The following is a 22,600-nucleotide window of genomic DNA, read 5'->3' on the forward strand; positions in this document are numbered from 1 at the left end:
CGGTACTCGTCGTCGATGAAGACCGGCAGCACCTGCACGTTCACCCCGCCCTCGTGGAGCTGGGGCAGCCAGCGCTCGCGGAAGAACGACGCCCACTGCCGCGGGGGGCGTGCCGTGACCGCCATCAACAGGTCGTTGTGGGTATCGGCGACCACGGCGTCACGGTGGAGGTCAGCGGACACGGGCAGGCCCTTCTTCGCAGGTGGCTCTCGTCACCGCCGACGCTATCGACAGTCCGCGCCCGGCGCCCGGACGGGGCACCGTGTGAGGCCGGCGGGTGGCGGGCGGGGCGGGCCGGTCAGCGCGCGAAGCGGAAGGCCGCCGGACGGGGGGCCCTGGTGATCCGCCGGTAGACGGTCGTCGGAGCCGGCCAGTTGTTGGTCACCCGGCCCGCCGAGTTCTTGTACCAGCTCGTGCAGCCCGCCCCCCACACCATGGTGTCCATCGCCCGCCCCAGGCTCCGCCGCCAGGCGTCCATCGCCTCCGGCCTGACCTCCATCGGTCCTCTCCGCGCGAGGTGCGGCAGGCAGCCCATGACGTATCCGACCTGGCATTCGATCATGAAGACGATCGAGTTGTGGCCGAGGTTGGTGTTGGGGCCGTAGAGCAGGAACAGGTTCGGGAAGTGCGGCACCGCGATGCCCAGGTAGGCCTCCGCCCCGTCCTTCCACTCCTCGCCGAGACGGCGCCCCTGACGGCCGGTGATCTCGATGGGGGCCAGGAAGTCGGTGCTGTGGAAGCCGGTGGCGTAGACGATCACGTCGGCCTCGCGGAGGCCGGCGGCGGTCTCGACGCCCGCCGCGGTGATCCGGGTGATCGGTTCGGTGACGAGGTCCACGTTGGGACGGGTCAGCGCGGGATAGAAGTCGCTGTCGATGACGACCCGCCTGCAGCCGACCGGATAGCCGGGGGTCAGCCTGGCCCGCAGCAGCGGATCCCGGACCTGGTCGTGCAGATGGGCCAGGGCGCGTCTGCGCAGCATCCCCGCGCTCCACCCGCCGGCCAGGGCAGGGTGGAGGGCGCCCTCGGCATATCGGTAGACCCACTCGCGGTAGCCCCGCTGCAGGAACGGCACATGGCGGAAGGCCGTCCGGACGCCCTCGCCGAAGACGGCGTCCGGCTTGGGGATCACCCAGTTGGGGGTGCGCTGGAAGACGTCCACCCGCCCGGCGACCTCGGCCACCCGGGGGATGAGCTGCGCCGCCGACGACCCGTTCCCGATCACCGCCACCCGCCTGCCGGTCAGGTCCTGCGCGTGGTCCCAGCGGGCGGAGTGGAAGGCCGCGCCCGCGAAGTCCGGCATTCCTGGGATGTCGGGCAGCCGGGGGCGGTTGAGCTGCCCCACCCCGGACACCACCACGTCGAAGAGCTGCTCGCCGGCCGCGGTGCGCACCCGCCACCTGCCCAGCGACTCGTCGAACGTGGCGGCCGTGACCTCGGTGTCCAGCCGGATCCGCGGGCGCAGGCCGTACTTGTCGGCGCACATCTCCAGGTAGGCGAGGATCTCCGGCTGCCCGGGATAGCGGCGGGTCCAGCTGGAGTATCTCTCGAAGGAGAAGGAGTACAGGTGCGAGGGGATGTCGCAGCCGGCTCCCGGATAGGTGTTGTCCCGCCAGGTGCCCCCGACGCCGGGCCCCTTCTCGAAGATCGTGTAGGAGCCGATCCCCGCCCGCTCCAGCTGTATGGCCATGCACAGCCCGCCGAAACCGGCACCGATGATCGCGACAGTCGGACTCACAGACCAGCCCTCCGGAGGTCGGGATCCACTTACATTAAGCGATTCGCCTCCGTCCGGACATAGGCCGGTAGTCTGCGCACGTGCCTACCCTCGCCGACGTCGTCCGAGAGCTCGAATCGACCTACGACCCCCGATGGGCGGAGTCGTGGGACGCCGTCGGGCTCGTCTGCGGAGAGCCCTCCTCGGAGGTGCGCAGAGTCCTGTTCGCGGTGGACCCGGTGGCCGCCGTCGCCGACGAGGCCGTCGAGTGGGGCGCCGACCTGATCGTCACCCATCACCCGCTCTACCTGCGCGGCACCACGAGTGTCGCGGCCACCACCTTCAAGGGCCGTCTGGTCCACACGCTTATCAAGAACGACATCGGCCTCTTCACCGCCCACACCAACGCCGACGTCGCCGACCCCGGCGTCTCCGACGCGCTCGCCCGCGCCGTGGGCCTGGCCGGTCCGCTCACGCCCCTGCTGCCCTCGGCCGACGACCCGCGGCGCGGGCTCGGCCGCGTCGGCTCGCTGCCCGCCCCGCTGTCGCTGCGCGAGTTCGCCCGGCAGGCCGCGCGCGGGCTCCCCGGCACGGCGGGCGGGCTGCGGGTCGCCGGTGACCTCGACCGCGAGGTCCGGCTGGTGGCGGTGAGCGGGGGATCGGGAGACTCCCTCCTCGGCACGGCCCGCGCCGCCGGGGTGGACGTCTTCCTCACCGCGGACCTGCGCCACCACCCGGCGTCCGAGTTCATGGAGGCCCCCGGCGGGCCGGCGTTGATCGACGCCGCCCACTGGGCCACCGAGTGGCCCTGGCTGGCCGAGGCGGCACGCCGTCTGGAGTCCGGATTGGCCGGGAAGGGGATTACTGTTGAGACGCGCGTATCCGAGACGGTCACGGACGCTTGGAAGACAACAGCAGAGTGCGAGGATTTGAAGTGAAAGCAGCCCCGGCGGCCCAGAAGCGTCTGCTCGACCTGGCCGAACTCGACTCCGTCATCGACCGGCTGGCCCACCGCCGCCGCACCCTGCCCGAGCTGGCCGAGATCGACGAGGTCTCCACCCGCGTGGCGAGGCTCGCGACCCAGGTGATCGCCGCCGAGACCGAGGCGGGCGACCTGGCCCGCGAGCAGTCCAAGGCCGAGGCGGACGTCGACTCGGTCCGCATCCGCGCCGAGCGCGACCAGAAGCGCCTCGACTCCGGCCAGGTGTCCTCGCCGAAGGACCTGGCCAGCCTCCAGTCCGAGATCGCCTCCCTGAACCGCCGCCAGGGCGACCTGGAAGAGGTCGTGCTGGAGATCATGGAGCGCCGCGAGTCGGCCGACGCGCAGGTCGCCAAGATCGTCGCTGAGCGCGACGAGCTCGCCGCCGCCCGCGGCGCCGCCGAGGACCGCAGAGACGCCGCCTTCGCCGAGATCGACAAGGAGAGCGCCGAGGTCAAGGGCAAGCGCTCGGGCGTCGCCGCCGACATCCCCGCCGACCTGCTGGCCCTCTACGAGAAGCTCCGCGAGCAGTTCGGGGTGGGCGCCGCGATGCTGCAGGGCGCCCGCTGCCTGGGCTGCCGCACGAGCCTGTCCATCGCCGAGATCAACCGCATCAAGGCCGCCTCGCACGAAGAGGTCATCCGCTGCGAGGAATGCCGCCGCATCCTGGTCCGCACCGCAGAGTCGGGGCTGTGACCGCCTACGTCGTCGAGGCCGACGGCGGGTCCCGGGGCAACCCCGGCCCCGCCGGCTACGGCGCCGTCGTCAAGGACGCCGCCGACGGCCAGGTGCTGGTCGAGACCGCCGAGGCGATCGGCACCCAGACCAACAACGTCGCCGAATACCGCGGCCTGATCGCGGGCCTGCAGTCGCTTCTCGCCCTCGCGGGCGACGGCGCCGTCGTCGAGGTCCGGATGGACTCCAAACTGGTCATCGAGCAGATGGCCGGCCGCTGGAAGATCAAGAACGAGGGGCTGCGCCCGCTCGCGCTGGAGGCGGGCGCCCTGGCCCGGCGCCTGCGGGTCACCTGGCAGTGGATCCCCAGGGAGAAGAACAAGGACGCCGACCGGCTGGCCAACGAGGCCATGGACGCCGCCGCCAAGGGCCGCCCCTGGCAGCTCAGCGGATCCTCGATGGCCGGCTCCACCGCGGGCGGAGCCCCGTCCCGCGGGGCCGGCTCTCCCGCCTCCGCGGCCGCCGCCGCGCAGGACTCCCTCCTCGACCTCCTCGACTCCGATGACGTCTCATCGGGGCAGCAGGCCGTGGCGGCCACCACCACCGGCAGCGGCTGGCGCGCGCCCACGACCGTGGCGACCTCGCTGCTCCTGCTCCGGCACGGCGAGACGCCGCTCTCGGTCGAGCGCAGGTTCTCCGGGCTCGGCGACCCGGAGCTCACCCCCAACGGCGTCGCCCAGGCCGAAGCCGCCGCCGCCAGACTGTCGCGCGGGCCGTACGGCGTCCAGGTGGTCGTCAGTTCGCCGCTCAGGCGCGCCCGCGCCACCGCCGAGACCGTCGCCGCCCGGCTCGGGCTGGAGGTGGTCGTCGACGAGGGGCTCAGGGAGGTCGACTTCGGCGACTGGGAGGGCCACACCTTCACCGAGATCCAGCGCCGGTGGCCGGACCTGCTCGCCGCGTGGCTGGCGGACCCGTCCGCCGCGCCGCCGGGTGGGGAGAGTTTCGGGGAGGCGGCGCGGCGGGTCCAGGCGACCGGAGACCGGCTGGTCGAGCGCTACGAGGGCAGGACGGTCCTCGCCGTCTCCCACGTCACGCCGATCAAGATGCTGCTCCGGTCCGCGCTGCTCGCTCCCCTCGCCGCGCTGTACCGCATGCATCTCGACCTGGCAGCCCTGTCCCTGATCGAGTACTACGCCGACGGCCCGGCGGTGGTCAAGGTGTTCAACGACACCTCGCACCTGGCTGAGACGGCACCCTGATTCCACCGGAGGCGACTTGCCACTCGGTTGGAGACCACTTGAGGAGCCGTTAGGCTGGGACGCACGGCGGACGAGCCGGCCGGGCGGCCGCGTCGGGTCTCTTCGGAGACCCGCCGAGGAAGGTCCGGGCTCCACAGGGCAGGGTGGTCGGTAACGCCGACCCGGGGTGACCCGCGGGACAGTGCCACAGAGAACAGACCGCCTCCCGCGAGGGAGGTAAGGGTGAAACGGTGGTGTAAGAGACCACCAGCGCCCACGGTGACGTGGGCGGCTTGGTAAACCCCACCTGGAGCAAGGTCAAGAAGGGATGCTCCCCGGAGTGTCCCGCGCACGACGTTCGAGGGCTGCCCGTCCGAGTCGTGCGGGTAGACCGCTTGAGGCCGCCGGCAACGGCGGCCCTAGATGGATGGTCGCCCCTTCACGTCAGTGAAGGACAGAACCCGGCCTACAGGCCGACTCGTCCGCCCTCCCCGCCCCCGACCTGCGGCGGAGCCCTCGTTTAGGGAGCTGGAAACCCTGAGAGGGCACATCGGGGGCACATTCAGGCGGCTCCGGCCGCCGCAGCGAAGGCGTTGTCCAGCGCCGGCCGCGCCCGCTCGGACGCCTCTCGGTCGAGGACGAGGTCAGTCCTCGGGAACGGACGGCTTGCCGCCCGCCGGTCTGTCCGGCGGGTTGGGATCGCCCTGAGCGGATACGGCCGGCGTTTCTGCCTTCCGGGCCGGCCGGGGAGGGGAGACGGGCCTACCTTCCGTGAAGAGCTCGGGTATCGCCCGGTAGAGAATCGCGACGATCGGCACGGCCACGACCGCGCCCGCGATACCGGCGAGGATGCCGCCGACGGCGAGCACGACGATGATCGCCAGCGGGTGGAAGTGAAGCACCCGGCCGACGATCAACGGCTGCAGGACGTGGTTCTCCAGCTGCTGCTCGACGATCAGGATGCCGAGAAAGACCAGGGCGAAGACCGGGCCCTTCGCGCCGAGCGTGACCAGCGCCGCCACGGCTCCGGCGAAGAAGATACCCACGATCGGGATGAAGCTGGCCATGAAGATCAGCACGGCGAGCGCGGCCCAGAGCGGGACGCCCATGACCGCCAGCACGATGCCGATGACGACCCCGTGCACCGCGGCCACGGCCACGGTTCCCTGTACGTAGTGGGAGAGCGTGACCCAGGCGACCCGGCCGGCCCGGTCGACCCGGGGCGCGGCCGTACCGAACGCCTTGAGGAACCAGGCCCAGATCCGGTCGCCGTCCTTGAGCAGGAAGAACGTCACGAACAGCAGCAGTACGATCGAGGCCAATACCTCCAGTACCACGACGGTACCGGCGAGCACCGTAGAGGTGATCTGCTGCTGCCGTTGGGTGACCATGTCGGCGATGTCGTCGACCCATCTGCTGATCTGGTTCGGCTCCAGGTGCAGGGGGCCGGTGTAGAGCCAGCCCTCCACCGTCTTGGCGGTCTGCCGCACCTGTGTCACCAGGCCGGGGAACTCTACGGCGGCCCGTACCCCGATGATCCAGAATGTCCCGCCCAGCACCGCGAACGCGACGAGCATGGTGGTCCACGTGGCGTAGATCGCTCGCCACCCTGCCGCGCGCAACCGCCTGGTGAGCGGGAACAGCAGCGCGGTCAGCAGCAGGGCGACCGCCACTGGCAGGGCGACGATGCGCATCGTCGCCACGAAGCCGAACACGTAGTTGGCCACGAAACCGACGAGGATCAAGCACCCGCTCCATGCGGCCATCCGCGCCAGCGTAGGAGGCACGAGCCCCCAGAGAGGTTCCCCGTCCGACTTTGCGCGTTTCAGACTGTTACCTCTGTTTACGGTGCGCATACTCGTCTTCTGCCCTTCAGTGGGCAGTTCAGGCAATATCGAAACACCTGAACCGTGACCGGCCAGAGGATCGATGTCCGGAGGGCGGCCGAATGCCGGGCTCGTGATCGCGGTTGATGATGAGGTTTGCTCAAATCGGATGTTTCCCCTGGTCCGCCCGCCGCGTTGACTTGAGGGGAGATCAGTCGACGTAATTCCTACCGCTGTCGATAAGGGGGTCGCGATGACCCTGGACATGCAAGGCGCCGGTATCCCGGCACACGCGAGCCCGAACGGTCAGACCGCGTGCTGCGACCACCTGGACACGGCTCCGGCCGCCGAGCGCGGACCACCGGAATGCGAGCAGTGCCTGGCCCGGGGACTGGCCTGGAAGAGCCTGTGGGCCTGCCTGACCTGTGGCTGGGTGGCCTGTTCCGACGATTCGCCGGGTGGCCACGCGAGGAAGCACTACGAGGAGACCGACCACGCGGTGGTCGTCTCGCTGGAACCGGATGCGGCCTGGCGCTGGTGTTACGTACACGGACGGATCGCATGACCGAGAATGGAAAGAGACTCATGACCCTCTCGACCAGGGCGCTGAAACGCCACGCAGACTACGACGGCGAATCCCCTTTCCCCGAGACCGCGCAGCACTTCACGGCGGGCAAGTCCCAGATAGGGCTGATGGCGGCCCTCGTCGTCATGCCGTTGGCCGCGCTGGGAGCAGGCATCTGGCTGGCGTGGGGCAACGGGCTCGCGCTCCACGATCTGCTGCTGGCCGGAATCCTCTACGTGGTCACCGGGCTGGGGGTCACCGTCGGATTCCACCGGCTGCTCACCCATGGTTCTTTCACCGCCCGGCCGTGGCTGCGGGTGGTGCTGGCGGTCGCCGGGTCGATGAGCTTCCAGGGCAACGTCATCGACTGGGTGGCGACCCACCGCCGCCACCACGCCTTCACCGATCGACCGGGCGATCCGCACTCCCCTTACCGGTACGGCACCAGCCTGCGCGGGCAGCTTCGGGGGCTTGCCCACGCGCACCTCGGCTGGATGTTCACCGATGATCCGACTCCGGCCACCCGGTATGCTCCCGACCTGCTCGCCGATCCGGCCATGGTCAAGGTGGCGCGTGCCTTTCCCGCCCTGTCCATCGGGTCCCTGGCCTTGCCGTTCCTGGCCGGTTGGGTGATCAGCGGAAGCCTGTACGGCGGGCTGACCACGTTCCTGTGGGCCGGGTTGATCCGCGTCACCCTGCTGCAGCACGTCACCTGGAGCGTCAACTCCCTCTGCCACGTCATGGGCAGCCGGCCGTTCAGAACCCGCCGGCATGACCGGGCGACGAACCTGTGGCCGCTGGCCCTGCTGTCGTTCGGGGAGAGCTGGCACAACGGCCACCACAGCGAGCCCACATGCGCCCGCCACGGCATGGGCCGCCATCAGATCGACCCCTCTGCCGGGTTCATCCGTCTCCTCGAACGGCTTGGGTGGGCTGAGGCCGTACACTGGCCCGACCCTGGCCGACTGGAAAGCCGCCGTGTCGGCGGGTCCAGATGAGATGAGTTTTCAGAGTTCGGATGGTCCGCCGCCGTACCGCGGCCGGCCGCCCCGAGGGCCTATGGTGGAACCAGACGGTCCACATCAGCGCCGCCCGGTTAGGAAGGGGTGGCGGGCATGGAACTACGCCAACTCCGCTACTTCGTGACCCTGGCAGAAGAGTTGCACTTCGGCCGGTCGGCGGCCCGCGAGCACATCGTGCAGTCGGCGTTGAGCCAGCAGATACAGCGGCTTGAGCGTGAGCTCGGGGTGCGGCTGCTGAATCGCAGCACCCATCATGTCGAGCTCACCCCGGCCGGTGCCGCCTTCGTCGTCGAGGCACGTCAGATCCTCGACCACGTGGGCCGGGCGGCGCAGGCCGCGCGCAGCGCCGTCGCCATCCCGCGCACGCTCCGGGTCGGCATCATCGACGCCGGCTACGACTCCATGCCACAGATCCTGCGCGAGGTCCAGCGGCGCCTTCCGGACCTGACGATTCACCAGGTCGAAGCCAGCACTCCCGACCAGTACCGGCAGTTGGCTGACGGGCGCCTGAACATCGGGATCGGACGAGCCTCCCAGACGCCTCCTGACATCGACTCCGAGCTGATCCGGCTCGACCCGCTCGGTGTGCTGGTCCCCGACGATCACCGCTTTGCCGCGCAGGAGGGCGTACCCGTCGCCGCGCTCTCCGACGAACCGCTCCTTTTCGGAGAGGACGCCCGGTCGCCGGAGTTCAACCAGTTCGTCATCGAGCTCTGCCGCACCGCCGGCTTCACGCCCACCGTCTACGAGGGGACCGTCGAGAGCACCCGTGCCGCCGCCGACCTCGTGCTCCAGCACCGCTGTGTGCTCTGCGTCCCCTCCTCCTCACGCACCTCCAGCCAGCCGGGTACCGTCTGGCGTCCTCTGATCGAACCCGTTACGCGCTACCCATGGTCGCTACTGTGGCGTTCCGGCGACCGGTCCACTCACGTCATCGCTGTCATCGACAGCGCCAGACAGCTCGCCCGCCGGCTCGGCTGGCTGCAACCCGCCGTCCCGCCCACCGACCTGACGCCCGACCCGGGTGTGCCGACGGTCATCAGCGGCGGTGATGAGCCTTTCTGAGATTGGACGTTTCCCCGGAGCCGGCAGGCGGCTTCACTGGGGGTCGTCACCGTGACAGGAGCGGTCGTCTTTCGGGAGGTCTCTCCTCGCGGAGGCCGTGGCCGGCAGTTGCCTGTGAACGGCTGATCGCGTTCATCGAGAGGAGGTCCGCATGGACCTGTCAACACACACCCACTCTCGCTGGACGGTCTGCAGCGTCGCCGGAGAGGTCGACATCTCCACCGCATCCGCGTTCCGTGAGTGGCTGCTGACCGTCCTGGACGGGCCGGGACAGGGAGTTCTCCTCGACCTGTCCGCTGTCACGTTCATGGACGCCAGCGGACTGGGGGTGCTCGTCTTCATCAAACGCATGGTCGAAGAGCGTGACGGGACGCTACGCCTGCTCGCCCCGCCTCCGGCGATCCGCCGGCTGCTGGAAGCCGGCGGTCTGTCCGGTCAGTTCCCCGTGAGTATCGACCCGGTGACCGTGGAGCGGACCGGGCCGGTGCTCGGGACCGCCTGATCCGCCGGGGGCCCGGCCGGCGCAGCCGGGCCCGGGGTCCGGGGAAGGCGCGACGTATCAGCGTGACACGCCGAGATCACGCCTGTCCGGCAAGAGTGTCCAGGCGGGCGTTCCCACATCCGCCCTCATTCTCCCAGCCGTCCTGCCCCTCGTCGGTTTCCTGCTGAAGGGGGGACTCCGCAGACCGGTCCCGGAGGATGTTCCGACCGGTGGTGGGGACATCTGAGGATGACTGCCCGTTCACCTCGCCGGTGGCCGACGCGAATGCGGCCTCCGCGGATGCCTCCGTGGCCTCCGGGGGGATCACTCGCAGTGTGATGCCTTGCCTGCCCCTGACGCTCAGGGTGACCAGCCGAATGTCCATGGATCGGAACCATCCGACCCTGACTGCCCGGCCGGGGGCTGGAATCCGGTGCGGGATGTTGTCCCAGGCGTCCACGTTCAGTCCCACCCGGAGGGTCATCTCCCCGAGGCGCTGGTCGAGGGCCGCGATGAGGTCCGGAAGTTCCGCCGACGCGTCGGTTGACCGGGGCCACCATGCCCCATCCACCGGTCCTGGACGGTCGCGGGCAGGCGCGATGCTCAGCCTTACGGTGGTTGCCTTCGCGGCAGGCACCGACCGAACGTGGGTGACGGGAACCGCCGGGGGGAAGGTGGCTTGCGTTGTCGTCATGATCGACCGACTGTCCCGGCCCGGCTGGGCCGTACTGATGAAACGCCTCGGACGGCGTCGGCATGATTGCCGGCGTGCGAAATATCCTCGACAATTTCCATTGTACATCTTTTGATAGATCAACAGGAGTGTGCATATCACCGCAACCCGTCAGGGGCTGTCGAAGATACCGCGCCCGGCCGGGCGGATCTCATCGGCGGGAGATCCCAGGAATCAGCCCGACGGCCGTCCGGATTCAAGTGACAGGAGTTCTCGCGGTCACGCCGTAGGAGTTCGGAATACTTTCCGGATTCATCCGCCCTGTGAATCCGGCACAGAAAATGGAGGGATTCTATGGGCGGGGCGGTCAGGGAGGCGGCGGTGACCGCCGGAAATCCGGTGCCCGTGTGGGGCGGCGCGGCGCGGCGGGAGCCGGGATGGGCGTCGTGACGTCCAACTGGAGCCGGGGCGCCTCGCGCCGGCCGGTGAGGTTGAGCAGGCGGCGCACCCGCGGCGGAGTGGACCGCAGCGGCAGGACATGACCGTCTTGGAGTTGAGCCGCGGTGACGACCAGGGCGCGCAGGCCACCGACGTCGATGAACTCCAGACCGGCCAGATTCACGTATGTGTCACCGTCGCTCGGGATCGAGTCCAGTAACCGGACGAGGACAGGCAGCGAGAAGCGGTCGAGATCTCCGTCGATCTGCAGTCCTGACGGGTTGAGGAAACAGGTGATGCGCAGCCGACTATGGTGGTGTACGGCCGGTTCGGGGGTGAAGGCGTGTGGAACATCGGCATCGTCCGTGATGCTCATGCCGATTCTCCAAGAGAACGTCGAACACGATGACCGTAAAGTTCGGCAAACATTGCGGTGTTTCGGTGGTGTCTGCCTGATCACGCGGTGGTCCAAGCATCCGGCGGAATCGCCCGGACGGAAACGAGTAATCGCAGATGAACTCATCACGGGCCACGGGTGGTGATCGTGCGGCCCGTTCCCAGGGCCGATCCGGCGCGGGACTTTGGCGCCCGGCGACCCGCTGCCCTCCACCACCCGGCTCGCGACCGCCTACGACGCGTCGCTGAGCGTGGTGAAGCCGGCCGTCGAGGTCCTACGGGCCGAAGGGCCGGTGATCGGCCGGCAGGGCAGGGGCGTCTTCGTCCGCGAGGACTCCGCCCCCACCCCGCCGGCCTCCGATGAGCTCGCCGAGATCCGCGCCACGCTGCGGGACCTGTCGGAGCGGCTGGAGCGGGTGGGATCCAGGCCGGCCGAGCGCGAGTAGCGCGCTCATCCCCGCACCGCGCTCATCCCCGCATGTGGCAGCCGGTGACCCGGCGGGCCAGGCCCGCCGCCCTGCTCGGCGGAAGGTCGGCCAGGCGCATCCGCCGGTCCTCCTGACGCATCCCGACCAGGACGAGCACGTAGCCGGCGGCTACAGCGATGCCGAGCACGAGAGCGATGATCAGGGGGATCGCGGTCACGTCCAGATCACCCCCGCCTTGACGAGGCCGCGCGGACGGTTGGCCGGACGTCGGAGCTGTCCGTTCCTCGTGGTCGTCCTGTGCTTGGCCGCCTGACGCCGCCTCCAGCGGTCCCGGGCCCGGCACCTGCGGCAGAGGAACCGCCCCTGCTCCGGGGCCGCGCCGCACTCGCAGGCGGGCGTCTCGCCGATCGATCCGATGTAGTTGATCATTGCCGTCTCTCCTCTCGTCGCGGTCGGTGGTGCCGTGCGGTACCGAGAATGCGGTGGAGGGGCGGGACGAGATCACTACAGGACGGGACATGTTCAGGACGTCCGGACTACGATTGCCACGTCCCTGGACGTCCCCTCTGGGCAGGTGGAATGGCGAACGAGCGACTGCGCGCGGCCCTGCTCGAACGCGGGGCATCGGTGGCCGAACTGGCCGAGGCGATTGCGGTCGACCCGAAAACGGTGGAGCGGTGGATCGCCAAGGACCGCACGCCGTACCGAAAGCACCGTTACGCAGTGGTTCCGTTCCTGGAAATGGACGAGAGATACCTGTGGCCCGAGGCGCTGACGCCTCAGCAGGTGGCCGCCGCGTCCGAGAGCGAGATCGTCACCGTCCACCCGCATCGCTGGGCCGTCCCCAGGGACGCCTGGGGACGTCTGTTCACACACGCCGAGCGAGAGATCGGGGTGCTGGTTTACAGCGGCATCTTCATCGCTCAGGACACCGGCATCATGCGGACGTTCACGGAGAAGGCCAAGGCCGGTATACGGGTGCGCATCCTGCGCCGCCCAGGTCTCCCAGGCCAGGGCGTCCGCGGCTCCGACCGCAGCCGTGGTCGGTAACTTCAACTACACGCACCCGTCGCTGGAGGACTGCCACGCCACCACCAGGGCGCCCAGATCAACCGACGCGTATTCCCGCATGCAGGAGCGACCACATTCCGCATGCTGGACCACCTGGATCGGACACGGAGGATGGGAGGAGTACGACGACAACGGCGTCAAGAAGCGCAAGAACAGGACGGCCTGGTGGGTCAGGATGTTCCCCGGGCCCCTGAGAATCCCGGCGGCGGTGCTGGACAAGGTGACCGACGATGACGTGTTCACCTTCCGCGCAACCTGGGTGGCGCACACCTACATCGGTGACGCCACCGGAAATGCCGTCTGCAAGGGCGGCGCAACCACCGACGGCCTGAAGCCGCAGAACATCAAGTTCTCTGTGAAGCTGACTGACTTCGGCGTCTGGAACAGAGGCGTCCGTCGCACGGAACTCGACGATGATCTGAACGATGTCCAGATCGAATTCGACCTCTCCGCGCGAGGATGCGAAATCCAGAAGGGGAATCCCACCCAGCTCAAGACGATCGCGAGCTGGCGTGCGACGCCGTATGTCGAGTATCTGCTCAGGGCGTCCAAGCCGGCGGCTGTATCTACATCAGATCTGGCCGGGGGTTCACGATGTCCAAGAGCAAGGATAGTGAATTCCTGGACGTCATCCTCCACATCGAGAAGGCACTGAACCCGGCGACGAACGCCGGCACCTACCCGCCGTATCGCCCTGGAGACACCACCGCTGGACGAGATATCAAACTCCCGCCGGTCAAGGGCCCGCTGGGCAACGAACTGCCGAAGGTCATCGCGGGCAACTACGCGAAGCCGTCGAACACCCCTGAGGGCCAACCCCTGCGGAGGGGTGAGGACGAGAACTACGAAGAAAACCGGAAAATCTTCTCCAAGCATGAGTTCTCTATGTGGACGACCGGCGATGAGGCCGCGCGGCTCTCGGACCGGTTCGACGGCTCACACGTCGTCAGGGCCGAAGGGTGGGAAATAGGGCTCGCTGAGGCGGGTGACCCGAAGGCCGGGGGTCCGCGCGGCGGCGATGTCGACGTCGACCTCTGCATGCAGAACGAGCTCGGTGAGGTGATCGAGGGGTGGCAACGACCCGAAGTCGCCATGCGCCAGAGCGAGAGATCTCAGGCCCACGATGTCCTTCAGGCCCGACAGGTCCGCCACGTCTACATTCGACAAGATGAGTCGGCGGACGGGGGTTCCGCTCAATTGCTTCATATCCACCCTGGCGGGGCCGCCCAACTGGAGCAGCTGCCACGACCGGCCCGTCAACGGCCCCAGATCCATGCCGTTCTCGTCCCACAGCAGCGCCTGCGTCACGGCCGGCAGCGACCTGACGGGCTCGAACGTCCCCACCCACTCGAAGTCGGTGGTGAGGCGGCGTCGACGCAGGATCGGAGCCGCGGGCGGGGGCGTGAGGGTGTCGGAGCCGCACAACACTCGCCGCCACACCGGCGAGAGATTCACCCAGAACTCCTCCCAGACGTCGTCCGAGACGGACGCGCTCTCGCTGCCGGTCATCAGTGCCTTCCTTGTCCCATCGCATCATCGGACGGTGCCGGCTTCCTCAAACCCCCCGCACGCAGTGCTCCATCGGATGGCCGAGCCGGGACGATGACGCGCGGCTCTGCCCGAAACGACATTCGAACGGCCAGTGGCGGCAGCCCAGCGGCCTTCAGCCCGCTGTCGTCACTGGCCGTTCCGTTGTTGCTCAAGCCCTGTGCCGATCCCGGAAGGCGGGAAGCCGGTACGGCGGGGCGGCGGCGGACGTGGGTCAGCCGGAGACCTTGACCGTGGCGGTCTGGCCGGCGCGCACGGGCACCAGGGCGACGGTGTAGCCGACGCCGTCGATCACCTTGGGTATGCCGATCATGCGGTGCCCGTCGACCTCCAGCCAGCGGTGCTTGCCCGGGAAGCGTGCCTCCCAGAAGGTCTGACGGTCGGAGCCGTTCGTGAGCGTGGTCGAGGTCTGGCCGTCGTGCCGGACCGTCACCTTGCCGTCCCCGACCGGCACGTCGGCCACCTCCAGCCAGCCGATGTCGGCGGGCAGCCGCGACTGGGTGGCGACGGTGCGCCGCGGGGCGTCGGGCTGGATGCCCATCAGTCCCTCGACCGTCTGGCTGACCAGGGTGAACGACACCTCGGGGTAGTCACCGTTGAGCCCCTGGCGCCCGACGACGTGCCTGTTGTCACGCCTGTCGTAGACGCTCTGCATCCACTTCCAGGCGGTCTCGTTGCGGTTGTGCCTGAAGAACGTGTCAGGCAGGTAGGTGAACGCCTCGATGTTGACCGGCCCCTCCGGGCCGGAGGCCTGGGTGTCGATGAAGTCGAGGTAGGCGTCGTTGCGCGGGCCGGCGTCGATGATCCCCTTCATCGGCATGAACCAGCTGTTCTCCTTGCCGAAGCCGGTCACCGGCTCGCCGGCGACGTTGTAGGCGCGGACGAAGTCGGTGCTGCCCTCCTTCCGGCTCCAGGTGTCGTTGAAGTAGCGCTTGAGCTCGCGCGCCTTGGCCGCGTACTCCGCCGCCAGCTTCAGGTCGCGCTTGTCGACGGCGAGGTCCGCCAGCGCCCTGTACGCCTGGTACTGGGAGCCGATCCCGTCACCGGCCTCGATCAGCGGCTCGCCGTCCTCGTTGTAGCTGGCCGTGCCCTGGAAGATGCCCTTGCCGGTGCCCTCGGCGACCTTGACGGAGCCGTTGGAGCGCGTGCCGTCGTGCAGCTCGACGAACTCCTTGGTGGCGTGCCTGTAGTAGTCCCAGAACACGGGGTCGTCGATGTAGGAGCGGTCACCGCTCCAGCGGAACGCGTGGTTGGCCTTCTCGACCAGCTCGAACGTGGCCGGCACCTCGCGCACGAAGTTGGTGGGGCTCCGGTAGTCGATGGAGAGGTTGGTGGAGGCGTCGAAGTTGAGCGCCCACACCGGGTAGTACTTGTGCTCCTCGGTCGCCGAGGCGGCGAACGAGCGGAGCATCGTCTTGTTCTCGTCGGACAGGCCGAGGATCTGCGCTCCGGCCAGCTGGTGGGCGAAGTCGCGGGAGTAGTAGCCGCTGCGGTGGGCGTATCCGGCCCAGTAGGTGGAGGCGTAGCTGCCCTGGCCGGTGCCGGCGGGCTGGCGCTCGTCCACGTTGAGCGGGCCGGAGACTCCGCTCTGGTGCACCCAGCTGCCCGCCTTGTCCTTGGCCCAGTCGAACAGCTCCACGATCTTGGTGTTGGATGAGCTCACGCGGGGCTCGGCGGTCGTGCCGGGCGAGACCATCACGTCGTCGGCGTTCACCCAGCCGGAACCGGAGCCGAACACGATCTTCAGCTGGTCGCCCTCGGCGAGTTCCACGTCGGAGACGGTGTAGCGGGTGTAGGTGGAGCGGGCCGGCAGGGTCACGGAGCCGGCGGCGACGCCGTTGCGCAGCACGGTGAAGGTGCCGCCCGCGCCGCCGGTGGCGATCCAGGCGGAGACGGAGTAGCGGCCCGCGGCGGGGGCGACGACGGCCTGGCTTACGCTCCTGCCCTCACCGGAGTCGAGGTAGATCAGCTTGGTGCCGCCGTGCGGCAGGTTGGTGGCGACTCCGGTGCCGGAGGTGAACGTCCAGCCTTCGGTGCCCTTCTCGAAGCCGGGGTTGACCACGACGAGCGGGCCGCCCGCCGCCGCCTGGGCCGGGGTCAGGGCCGCGGCGGCGAGAAGGGAGGAGCCGAGCAGGACGGATAACGCGATGTACCTCATGGGGTCTCCCGATTCAGGGGGTGATCGGATGAATCTCAGGCGATTAACGGTGAGATGAGGCGGAAATTCGAGAAAATCAGGCGGAGCGCGGCGGCGCCGTCGACGCCCGCACCACCAGCTCCGGATTGAACAGAAGCTCGCCCGGCGGCACCTCGCGGTTGCTCACCAGGGCGACCACGCTACGGGCCACTTCCTTGGCCAGGCGGTCGATGGGCTGCCGGACCGTGGTCAGCGGCGGATCGACGAACTCCATGATCATCGAGCCGTCGTAGCCCACGACCGAGACGTCGCCGGGCACGGACAGGCCCTCCCTGCGCACACCCCGTATGGCGCCCAGCGCCATGAAGTCGCTGGCCGCGACGATCGCGGTGACGTCCTGCCTGAGCAGGGTGGACGTGGCCGACTGGCCGCCCTCGATCGTGTAGTACTGCCGGACCACCCACTGGTCCGGCTCCTCCACCCCACGCCGCTCCAGCGCGGAAAGGAAGCCCTCCACCCGGCGATCGGCGGGCCTGTTGCCGACGGGACCGGCGGCCATGCCGATCCTGCGGTGCCCCAGCGCGAACAGGTGCTCCACGGCCAGCTCGGCGGCGAGGAAGTCGTCGGTGGAGAAGACCGGCGCTTCGTGCCCCTCGAAGCCGCCGTTGACCCCCACGAACGGGATCCGCCGCGCGGCCAGCACGTTGTATGTCTCCGGGTCGGCGTTCTCGACCGTGTTGCTGGCCGACAGGAACACCACCCCCGCGACGCCGTGGTCGGCCAGCGCGGTCACGAACTCGCGCTCCTGGATGCCGCCCGGCAAGGCCGGGCAGAGCACGCCCTTGAGCCCGTGTGGCGCCAGCGCCGACTCGATCAGCTCGGCGACGTCGGCGAAGAACGGGTTGGACAGCCACGGCGTTATCACCGCGACGATCTGCCCCCGGGTGGAGCGCTCGTAGCCCAGCTCGGCCATGGCCCGCTCGACGGCCTCGCGGGTCTTGGCGGAGACACCGGAGCGGCGATTGACGACCCGGCTGACCGTGGCCTCGCTCACGTCAGCCCGCGCCGCCACCTCGGTGATGCCGATCTTCACGGGGTCTCCTCCAGAGTCGCCAGGCCCGAGGGCGGGACGACCAGCGCGCACAGGCCGGGCTCGAGCCGCCGTTCCACCCGCTCGATCATAGATCCGGCCGCGTCGTAGACGGTCTGCTCCACCATGATTCCCGGTCCCGTGATCTCGAGGACGAGGCGCCCCGCGGCGGTGCCGTTGACGAGTGTGATCCGCCGGTGCCGCGCGGTGTCCAGCACGGCCACCCGGTCGGCGCTGACAGTGATCACACAATCTTCTCCCCGCGACGCCGTGATGACCGGGTACAGCTCGTCGGGGCGGCCCGGCTCCACCTCGCCGTCGAGCAGGAGAGGCCGCAGCCTGCGCCACTGGCCGAGCCAGAACGCCACCATCCGCCGGTGCTCCTCGCTGAGCCCGGCGAGCCTCGCGGAGATCTGGGGCACGGCGTGCAGCGGGCCGATGAGCTGGCGGGCGGCGCTCCGCGCCTCCCCCTCAGGGTCCCACATCAGCATGTCGGCGTGGACGGCCCCGCGCACGGAGAGCAGGCCGACGTCGATCGTGCGGACCCGGTTGGCGGTCACGTCGGCCGGGCAGTCGTCGGCCCGGAGCATGTTGCCGAAGGGCGCCATGCCCGGCCCGACGTACGGCTGGCGCAGCTCGATCAGCACGTCGGGCCGGATGGCCTCGAGCGCGGTCCGGAGCTCGGTCAGCAGCACGTGCATGGCGGTGCCGACGTCGGTGATGTCCGCGTCATGCGCGGGCGTGCCCGCGTAGACCATGACCTGCTCCAGGAAGTCGAGCTTGAGCCCGTCGAGCCCGTAGTCGGCGACCAGCGAGGCGCACAGCTCCACCACATGCCGCCTGACCTCGGGCCTGCGCGGGTCGAGCACCCGCGCGCCCGGCACAGCGGCCGGAGCCGGAGCGTAGGGCGACAGCTCCGCGAAGCATTCGGCTTCCGGGCCCAGCAGCAGCGGGGCGACCCAGAGGAGATACTTCAGCCCGAACTCCCGAACCCGGGCGACGTGTCTCGCGAGGTCTGGAAACTTCGTCTTGTCCGGACGCCAGTCCCCTACGCCCGGATAGCCTCGCCCGTTCCCCAGCTCCTGCCATCCGTCATCGATGATGATCACTCCGCAGCCCAGCTCCGCCGCCAGCGCCGCCTCGGCCTCGATGGCCGACTCCTCGACGTCCTGGGTGAAGCTGTACCAGGTGGAGTAGACCGGCAGCCGCGCGGCCTCGGGCACGGGCGCCAGCCCCGCCCCCAGCCAGGTCCGCAGCCCGCGCATCGCCGCCGCGACCGACGGGGCCGTCCTGGCGAAGACCATCCTGTACGGCGAGGCGCCCGCAGGCACGGTCAGGTGCACGACGAAGGTCTTGTTCTCCTCCGAGACGCCGAAGCGCATCACGGTCTCCGGCACCGGATCGACGGCGGCGAAGGCGAGCAGCGAGCGGCCGGCGCTGTCGTACAGGCAGCCCGCGGCGACCCCTTCGACCAGCGACACGTGCACCAGGCCCGCCCAGTCGGCGACGAGCGGGCGGCTCCAGGAGCGGGTGGGGTGCCAGAACCCCACCACGTCGCCCAGCGGGACCGAGAGCCGGACCTCCGCCTCCCCGTCGGAGCGGATCTCCAGCAGGTCGGGGCCGTCCTGTTGCGCGATCAGCTCCCAGCTCGCCGACGCGCCCGGCGTATGCGTCAGGACGGCCAGCCGTACGTCGTCGAGCAGGTGCTCGGTTGGCGCGGGCGCTAGCCCGGCGGTCGTGACGCTCACTCTTTCACCGCTCCTGCGAGAAGTCCGGACACGAAGTGTCGTTGAAGTAGAAGGAAGAGCAGGGCCATCGGGAGCGCGGCGACGGCCGTTCCGGCGAGGATCTGGCCGTAGTCGGTCTCGGTGGCGCCCTGCAGGGAGGCGATCGCGAGCGGGATCGTGTAGGCGTCCCGCGTCCGCAGCGCGATCAAAGGCCAGACGAAGTCGTTCCACTGGTAGAGGAACAGGTAGATGCCCAGAGCGGCGAGAGCCGGTCGCATCGGCGGCAGCACCACGCGGACGAACAGCCGCAGCTCCCCGCAGCCGTCGATCCGGCCCGCGGCCAGCAGCTCGTCGGGCAGCGCGGACATCGACTGCCGCATCAGGAAGATGCCGAACGGCAGCGCCAGATTGGGCAGCACGATCGCCTGATACGTGTTGAGCCAGTCGAGCGCCAGCATCATCTTGAACAGCGGTACGAGCGTGACCTGGCTGGGGATGACGAGGCCGAGCATCAGCAGGCCGAAGAGGAGCTCCTTGCCGCGAAAGTCGTACTTGGCGAAGCCGTACCCCGCCATCGTGCACACCAGGCCGGCCAGCACCGTGTAGATCGTGGAGATCAACACCGAGTTGAGCACCACCCGGCTGAAGCCGATGCCGGCCTCCAGGTTGGCGAGGTTCTCCAGCAGGTGCCCACCCGGCAGCAACGGCGGCGGGCTGTCGAAGACCTCGGCCGTGCTGTGTGTGCTGCCCACGACCAGCCAGTAGAACGGCACCAGCACCACGGTGACGGCGATCAGCAGCGACGACGTCAGCATGACGCCGCCCGCCGCGTTTCTGCGGTTCACGACTTGTCTCCCAGGAAGCGGAACTGCACGATGCCGAGGAACCCGATGATCACGGCGAGCGCGTAGGCGATGGCCGAGGCGTAGCCGAAGTCGAAGAACTTGAAACCGTTGTTGTAGAGGTAGAGACCCAGAGTCAGCGTGCTGTTGTCGGGGCCGCCGTTGGTGAGGACGTACGGCTCGTCGAACAGCTGCAACGTGCCGATCGTGGACATGACCAGCGTGAGCAGGACGACCGGGCGCAACCCCGGCAGGGTCACGTGCCTGAACCTCTTCCACGCGTTCGCCCCGTCCACGGCGGCCGCGTCGTAGTGGTCCCTGGGCAGCGCCTGCAGCCTCGACAGGAAGATCACCGCGTTGTAACCGGTGTAGTGCCAGGTGAGGGCCAGACCCAGGGCGATCCGCGCCCAGAGCGTGTCGGCCAGCCACGGCACCGCCGGGATGCCGGCGAGCCCGAGGAACCAGTTGACCAGGCCCGACTGCGGGTTGAGCAGGACGGCGAAGAGGACGCCGTATGCCACGAGCCCCGTCACCATCGGAAGGAAGAAACCGAGCCGTATGAAGGCGCGGAACCTCAGCAGCGCCGAACCGAACGCCACAGCCAGTCCGATCGCGATGGCCAGCATCAGCGGCACCTGGACGACGAGGATGACGCCGGTGTTGCGCAACGCGGTCCAGAACAGCGGATCTTTGAGGAGCCGCTCGTAGTTGGCCGTCCCGGCGAAGCTCTGCAGCGCCCCGTCGGTCCGGAAGAGGCTCAGCCAGAACGACCACGCGATCGGGTACAGCTTGAAGACCGCGAACAGGGCGAGCGCGGGCAGCACGAACAGGTAGGGGGCGGCCTTCGTTCCCGGGCGGCGCACCCGTCGGGGCGTCTTGGCGGACGCCCCGACGGTGGCCCGCTCGGAGACCACTGTGCTCATCAGTCGCTCACCCCTCCTCATTCGCTCCGCGGACGGCCTCGTCCCTCGGCCGGCCACTGCGCTCACTGCGTCGGGTTCGCTCCGTGCTCATCAGTCGCTCACCACTCATGGCTTCCCAGCCGTCATCGCAGGACCTTGCGGCCGGTCTGCTGGGCGATCAGGTCCGCCGCCTCCTTGAGGACCGTGGCCGGGTCCGCGCCCTTGAGCAGCACCTTGCTCTGCGCGTCGGTGACGGCCTTCAGCGCGCGGGAGTAGTCGGCGGAGTAGTTGGTCACGTAGGACGGCTGCTTGAGGGCGTTGAGGAAGACCTCACCCTTCTTCTGGCCACTGAAGAACTCCGACTTCTCGTGGAAGGCAGGGTCGTCGTAGGCGGCCAGGAGGGCGGGCGCGATGCCCTTCTCCTTGTAGATCTTCACCTGCGAATCAGGCCTGGTCAGCACGTACTCCGCGAAGGCGAACGCGGCGGCCTTGGCCTTGCTGGTGTTGGCGACGGCCAGGTGGGTGGAGTTGACGGTCGCGGAGACCTTGCCGCCGGCAGTGACCGCCGGGGGGAGACGGACCTTCCACTTGCCCTTCTCGTCGGGCACGGTCTCCTCGATGATGCCGCCGAACCAGGTCGGCATCGCCTGCACCGCGACGGCGCCCTTCTTGATCGAGGCGATCATCGCGTTCCAGCCGCCCGCGGTGTCGGCCACCAGGCCCGCGTCGTTCAGCTTCTTGATGATCGTCATGGCGGTGACCGCCTGGGGCGTGTCGAGCGTGATGTTGCCCTGCATGTCGAAGTAGAAGCTGTCCTGGAGCTGCAGGAGCGTCTGGAAGAAGCCGGCCGAGTCGCCCACCGAGGCCGGCTTGTCGATGCCGATCAGCTGGACGCCGGTCTTCTCCTTGAGTTTGATGCCCGCCTCGATGACCTCGTCCCAGGTCTGCAGGGCCTCGACGTCGACGCCGGCCTTCTCGAACAGGTCGGCCCGGTAGTAGAAGCCGGCCGAGTTCGCCTCCCACGGCAGGGCGTAGACCTTGCCGTTACGGCTCACCGTCTCCCACATGCCCTGGACGAACTTGTCCTTGTGCTTGTCGGCGCCGAGCGGCACGAGGTCGGCCAGACCGTCCGGGAACTTCTCGATGTAGGCGGGCAGGTAGTCGACGCCGATGTGAAGCACGTCGCCCAGCCCCTGGCCGCCGGCCGCGAGGCCCGCAGTGATCTTGTCCCAGATGGCCGGGTTGCCGATGTCCTGGACGTCGACCTTGATGCCGGGGAATTCCTTCGTGAACTCCGGCACCAGTGCCTTCATCATCGCCGCGGGGCCCTGCCAGCTCCACACGGTGATGTCGCCGGTGGCGGCGGCGCCCGTCGGACCGACGGGCGCGGGGGCGGCCGTGGAGCCCGCGCCGCAGGCGGTGAGGACCGTGCTCCCGGCGGCCAAGGCGCCGAGCTGGAGGAAACGGCGGCGGTCGAGGTGGGCCATGTGCGGCCTCCTGGGGGGTGCGTGCGATTGGCCTGACGCGCTGGAACGTTACCCCCACGTTTCGGTCGATTGCAATAATTGGATGAAATATTTCAGTAGACTGTGAGTCCACTCCTGCAACTTATGTGGACCACGAGTGGCGGAACCGGCTCCCTTGGGACCTGAGAGAGGTGCGAATACTCGCCGGTCACTCCATTCGGACGAGTGCGATGGACACCCTTGAGGGGGAGACGGGGGTGGACCTGCAACGGAACCGTTCCGTACGGTAAGCGCATTCCCGCAGGTCAGAGTAG

Annotated in this window: 23 protein-coding genes, 1 other RNA gene and 1 pseudogene; 11 read left to right on the top strand and 14 right to left on the bottom strand. The window is 69.0% G+C overall.

Features of this window, described 5'->3' with window-relative positions:
* Positions 1-182 (bottom strand): annotated as a pseudogene (locus ACZ6R6_RS11455) (membrane dipeptidase); the annotation flags it as partial.
* A 116-nt stretch (positions 183-298) separates the two neighbouring features.
* The gene (locus ACZ6R6_RS11460) at positions 299-1,738 is read right to left on the bottom strand and encodes a flavin-containing monooxygenase (RefSeq protein WP_470092368.1); all 1,440 of its coding nucleotides are present in this window, start codon (positions 1,736-1,738) and stop codon (positions 299-301) included.
* An 80-nt stretch (positions 1,739-1,818) separates the two neighbouring features.
* Here ACZ6R6_RS11460 and ACZ6R6_RS11465 point away from each other — a divergent pair, with 80 nt between their 5' ends.
* The 4 genes from ACZ6R6_RS11465 to rnpB all read left to right on the top strand — a co-directional run bounded on the left by ACZ6R6_RS11465 (position 1,819) and on the right by rnpB (position 5,094).
* Entirely contained in the window at positions 1,819-2,655 is an 837-nt protein-coding gene (locus ACZ6R6_RS11465) for a Nif3-like dinuclear metal center hexameric protein (RefSeq protein WP_470092370.1), read from the top strand.
* The gene (locus ACZ6R6_RS11470; RefSeq protein ID WP_470092372.1) at positions 2,652-3,392 is read left to right on the top strand and encodes a zinc ribbon domain-containing protein; all 741 of its coding nucleotides are present in this window, start codon (positions 2,652-2,654) and stop codon (positions 3,390-3,392) included. Before ACZ6R6_RS11465 ends, ACZ6R6_RS11470 begins: the two co-directional genes overlap by 4 nt.
* The gene (locus tag ACZ6R6_RS11475) at positions 3,389-4,630 is read left to right on the top strand and encodes a bifunctional RNase H/acid phosphatase (protein WP_470092374.1); all 1,242 of its coding nucleotides are present in this window, start codon (positions 3,389-3,391) and stop codon (positions 4,628-4,630) included. The genes ACZ6R6_RS11470 and ACZ6R6_RS11475 overlap by 4 nt, the downstream gene beginning before the upstream one ends.
* Before the next feature lie 71 nt (positions 4,631-4,701).
* An RNA gene (gene rnpB, locus ACZ6R6_RS11480) (RNase P RNA component class A) lies at positions 4,702-5,094 on the top strand.
* Between the two features lie 159 nt (positions 5,095-5,253).
* Here the strand turns inward: rnpB and ACZ6R6_RS11485 are convergent.
* The gene (locus ACZ6R6_RS11485; protein WP_470092376.1) at positions 5,254-6,354 is read right to left on the bottom strand and encodes an AI-2E family transporter; all 1,101 of its coding nucleotides are present in this window, start codon (positions 6,352-6,354) and stop codon (positions 5,254-5,256) included.
* A gap of 334 nt (positions 6,355-6,688) precedes the next feature.
* Here ACZ6R6_RS11485 and ACZ6R6_RS11490 point away from each other — a divergent pair, with 334 nt between their 5' ends.
* The 4 genes from ACZ6R6_RS11490 (at position 6,689) to ACZ6R6_RS11505 (ending at position 9,589) form a co-directional block, all read left to right on the top strand.
* Entirely contained in the window at positions 6,689-7,000 is a 312-nt protein-coding gene (locus ACZ6R6_RS11490; RefSeq protein WP_470092378.1) for a UBP-type zinc finger domain-containing protein, read from the top strand.
* Complete coding sequence (locus ACZ6R6_RS11495; RefSeq protein WP_470092380.1) at positions 6,997-7,998, top strand: acyl-CoA desaturase; 1,002 nt, start codon at positions 6,997-6,999, stop codon at positions 7,996-7,998. The genes ACZ6R6_RS11490 and ACZ6R6_RS11495 overlap by 4 nt, the downstream gene beginning before the upstream one ends.
* 117 nt (positions 7,999-8,115) lie before the next feature.
* Positions 8,116-9,087, top strand: a complete 972-nt coding sequence (locus ACZ6R6_RS11500; protein ID WP_470092382.1) for a LysR family transcriptional regulator — start codon at positions 8,116-8,118, stop codon at positions 9,085-9,087.
* Positions 9,088-9,238: 151 nt separating this feature from the next.
* On the top strand, positions 9,239-9,589 hold the full coding sequence (locus ACZ6R6_RS11505; RefSeq protein WP_470092384.1) for an STAS domain-containing protein: 351 nt from the start codon (positions 9,239-9,241) through the stop codon (positions 9,587-9,589).
* A gap of 76 nt (positions 9,590-9,665) precedes the next feature.
* On the opposite strand, the gene ACZ6R6_RS11510 is transcribed toward ACZ6R6_RS11505, so the two are convergent.
* Together ACZ6R6_RS11510 and ACZ6R6_RS11515 are read right to left on the bottom strand one after the other, a co-directional pair.
* On the bottom strand, positions 9,666-10,370 hold the full coding sequence (locus tag ACZ6R6_RS11510) for a DUF5994 family protein (RefSeq protein WP_470092776.1): 705 nt from the start codon (positions 10,368-10,370) through the stop codon (positions 9,666-9,668).
* Positions 10,371-10,608: 238 nt separating this feature from the next.
* On the bottom strand, positions 10,609-11,055 hold the full coding sequence (locus tag ACZ6R6_RS11515) for an STAS domain-containing protein (protein ID WP_470092386.1): 447 nt from the start codon (positions 11,053-11,055) through the stop codon (positions 10,609-10,611).
* A 190-nt stretch (positions 11,056-11,245) separates the two neighbouring features.
* Here ACZ6R6_RS11515 and ACZ6R6_RS11520 point away from each other — a divergent pair, with 190 nt between their 5' ends.
* On the top strand, positions 11,246-11,521 hold the full coding sequence (locus ACZ6R6_RS11520) for a GntR family transcriptional regulator (protein ID WP_470092778.1): 276 nt from the start codon (positions 11,246-11,248) through the stop codon (positions 11,519-11,521).
* Positions 11,522-11,543: 22 nt separating this feature from the next.
* Here the strand turns inward: ACZ6R6_RS11520 and ACZ6R6_RS11525 are convergent, their stop codons facing one another.
* Both ACZ6R6_RS11525 and ACZ6R6_RS11530 read right to left on the bottom strand, forming a co-directional pair.
* A complete protein-coding gene (locus ACZ6R6_RS11525) occupies positions 11,544-11,720 on the bottom strand; it encodes a hypothetical protein (protein WP_470092388.1) in 177 nt (58 codons plus the stop codon).
* On the bottom strand, positions 11,717-11,932 hold the full coding sequence (locus ACZ6R6_RS11530; protein ID WP_470092390.1) for a hypothetical protein: 216 nt from the start codon (positions 11,930-11,932) through the stop codon (positions 11,717-11,719). Before ACZ6R6_RS11530 ends, ACZ6R6_RS11525 begins: the two co-directional genes overlap by 4 nt.
* Positions 11,933-12,082: 150 nt before the next feature.
* Here ACZ6R6_RS11530 and ACZ6R6_RS11535 point away from each other — a divergent pair, with 150 nt between their 5' ends.
* Both ACZ6R6_RS11535 and ACZ6R6_RS11540 read left to right on the top strand, forming a co-directional pair.
* The gene (locus ACZ6R6_RS11535; protein ID WP_470092392.1) at positions 12,083-12,553 is read left to right on the top strand and encodes a helix-turn-helix domain-containing protein; all 471 of its coding nucleotides are present in this window, start codon (positions 12,083-12,085) and stop codon (positions 12,551-12,553) included.
* Entirely contained in the window at positions 12,543-13,229 is a 687-nt protein-coding gene (locus tag ACZ6R6_RS11540; RefSeq protein WP_470092393.1) for a hypothetical protein, read from the top strand. The genes ACZ6R6_RS11535 and ACZ6R6_RS11540 overlap by 11 nt, the downstream gene beginning before the upstream one ends.
* Positions 13,230-13,510: 281 nt before the next feature.
* Here ACZ6R6_RS11540 and ACZ6R6_RS11545 read toward each other — a convergent pair whose 3' ends face one another.
* From ACZ6R6_RS11545 to ACZ6R6_RS11575, 7 genes are all read right to left on the bottom strand, one after another.
* Positions 13,511-14,083, bottom strand: coding sequence for a hypothetical protein (locus ACZ6R6_RS11545; RefSeq protein ID WP_470092395.1), 573 nt, complete (start codon positions 14,081-14,083; stop codon positions 13,511-13,513).
* Between the two features lie 253 nt (positions 14,084-14,336).
* Positions 14,337-16,280: a carbohydrate-binding protein gene (locus ACZ6R6_RS11550; RefSeq protein ID WP_470092397.1), complete on the bottom strand. Its 1,944-nt coding sequence runs from the start codon at positions 16,278-16,280 to the stop codon at positions 14,337-14,339.
* Between the two features lie 76 nt (positions 16,281-16,356).
* Positions 16,357-17,352: a LacI family DNA-binding transcriptional regulator gene (locus ACZ6R6_RS11555; protein WP_470092399.1), complete on the bottom strand. Its 996-nt coding sequence runs from the start codon at positions 17,350-17,352 to the stop codon at positions 16,357-16,359.
* Positions 17,349-19,097, bottom strand: a complete 1,749-nt coding sequence (locus ACZ6R6_RS11560) for a glycoside hydrolase family 36 protein (RefSeq protein ID WP_470092401.1) — start codon at positions 19,095-19,097, stop codon at positions 17,349-17,351. Before ACZ6R6_RS11560 ends, ACZ6R6_RS11555 begins: the two co-directional genes overlap by 4 nt.
* Positions 19,094-19,921, bottom strand: a complete 828-nt coding sequence (locus ACZ6R6_RS11565) for a carbohydrate ABC transporter permease (RefSeq protein ID WP_470092403.1) — start codon at positions 19,919-19,921, stop codon at positions 19,094-19,096. Before ACZ6R6_RS11565 ends, ACZ6R6_RS11560 begins: the two co-directional genes overlap by 4 nt.
* Positions 19,918-20,841: a carbohydrate ABC transporter permease gene (locus ACZ6R6_RS11570; RefSeq protein WP_470092405.1), complete on the bottom strand. Its 924-nt coding sequence runs from the start codon at positions 20,839-20,841 to the stop codon at positions 19,918-19,920. The genes ACZ6R6_RS11565 and ACZ6R6_RS11570 overlap by 4 nt, the downstream gene beginning before the upstream one ends.
* Positions 20,842-20,963: 122 nt before the next feature.
* Positions 20,964-22,307 carry an ABC transporter substrate-binding protein gene (locus tag ACZ6R6_RS11575; RefSeq protein ID WP_470092407.1) on the bottom strand — a complete coding sequence of 448 codons (1,344 nt, stop codon included), beginning with the start codon at positions 22,305-22,307 and terminating at the stop codon, positions 20,964-20,966.
* Positions 22,308-22,600 lie beyond the last annotated feature (293 nt).

The sequence above is a fragment of the Streptosporangium sp. NPDC048886 genome (assembly GCF_055586905.1).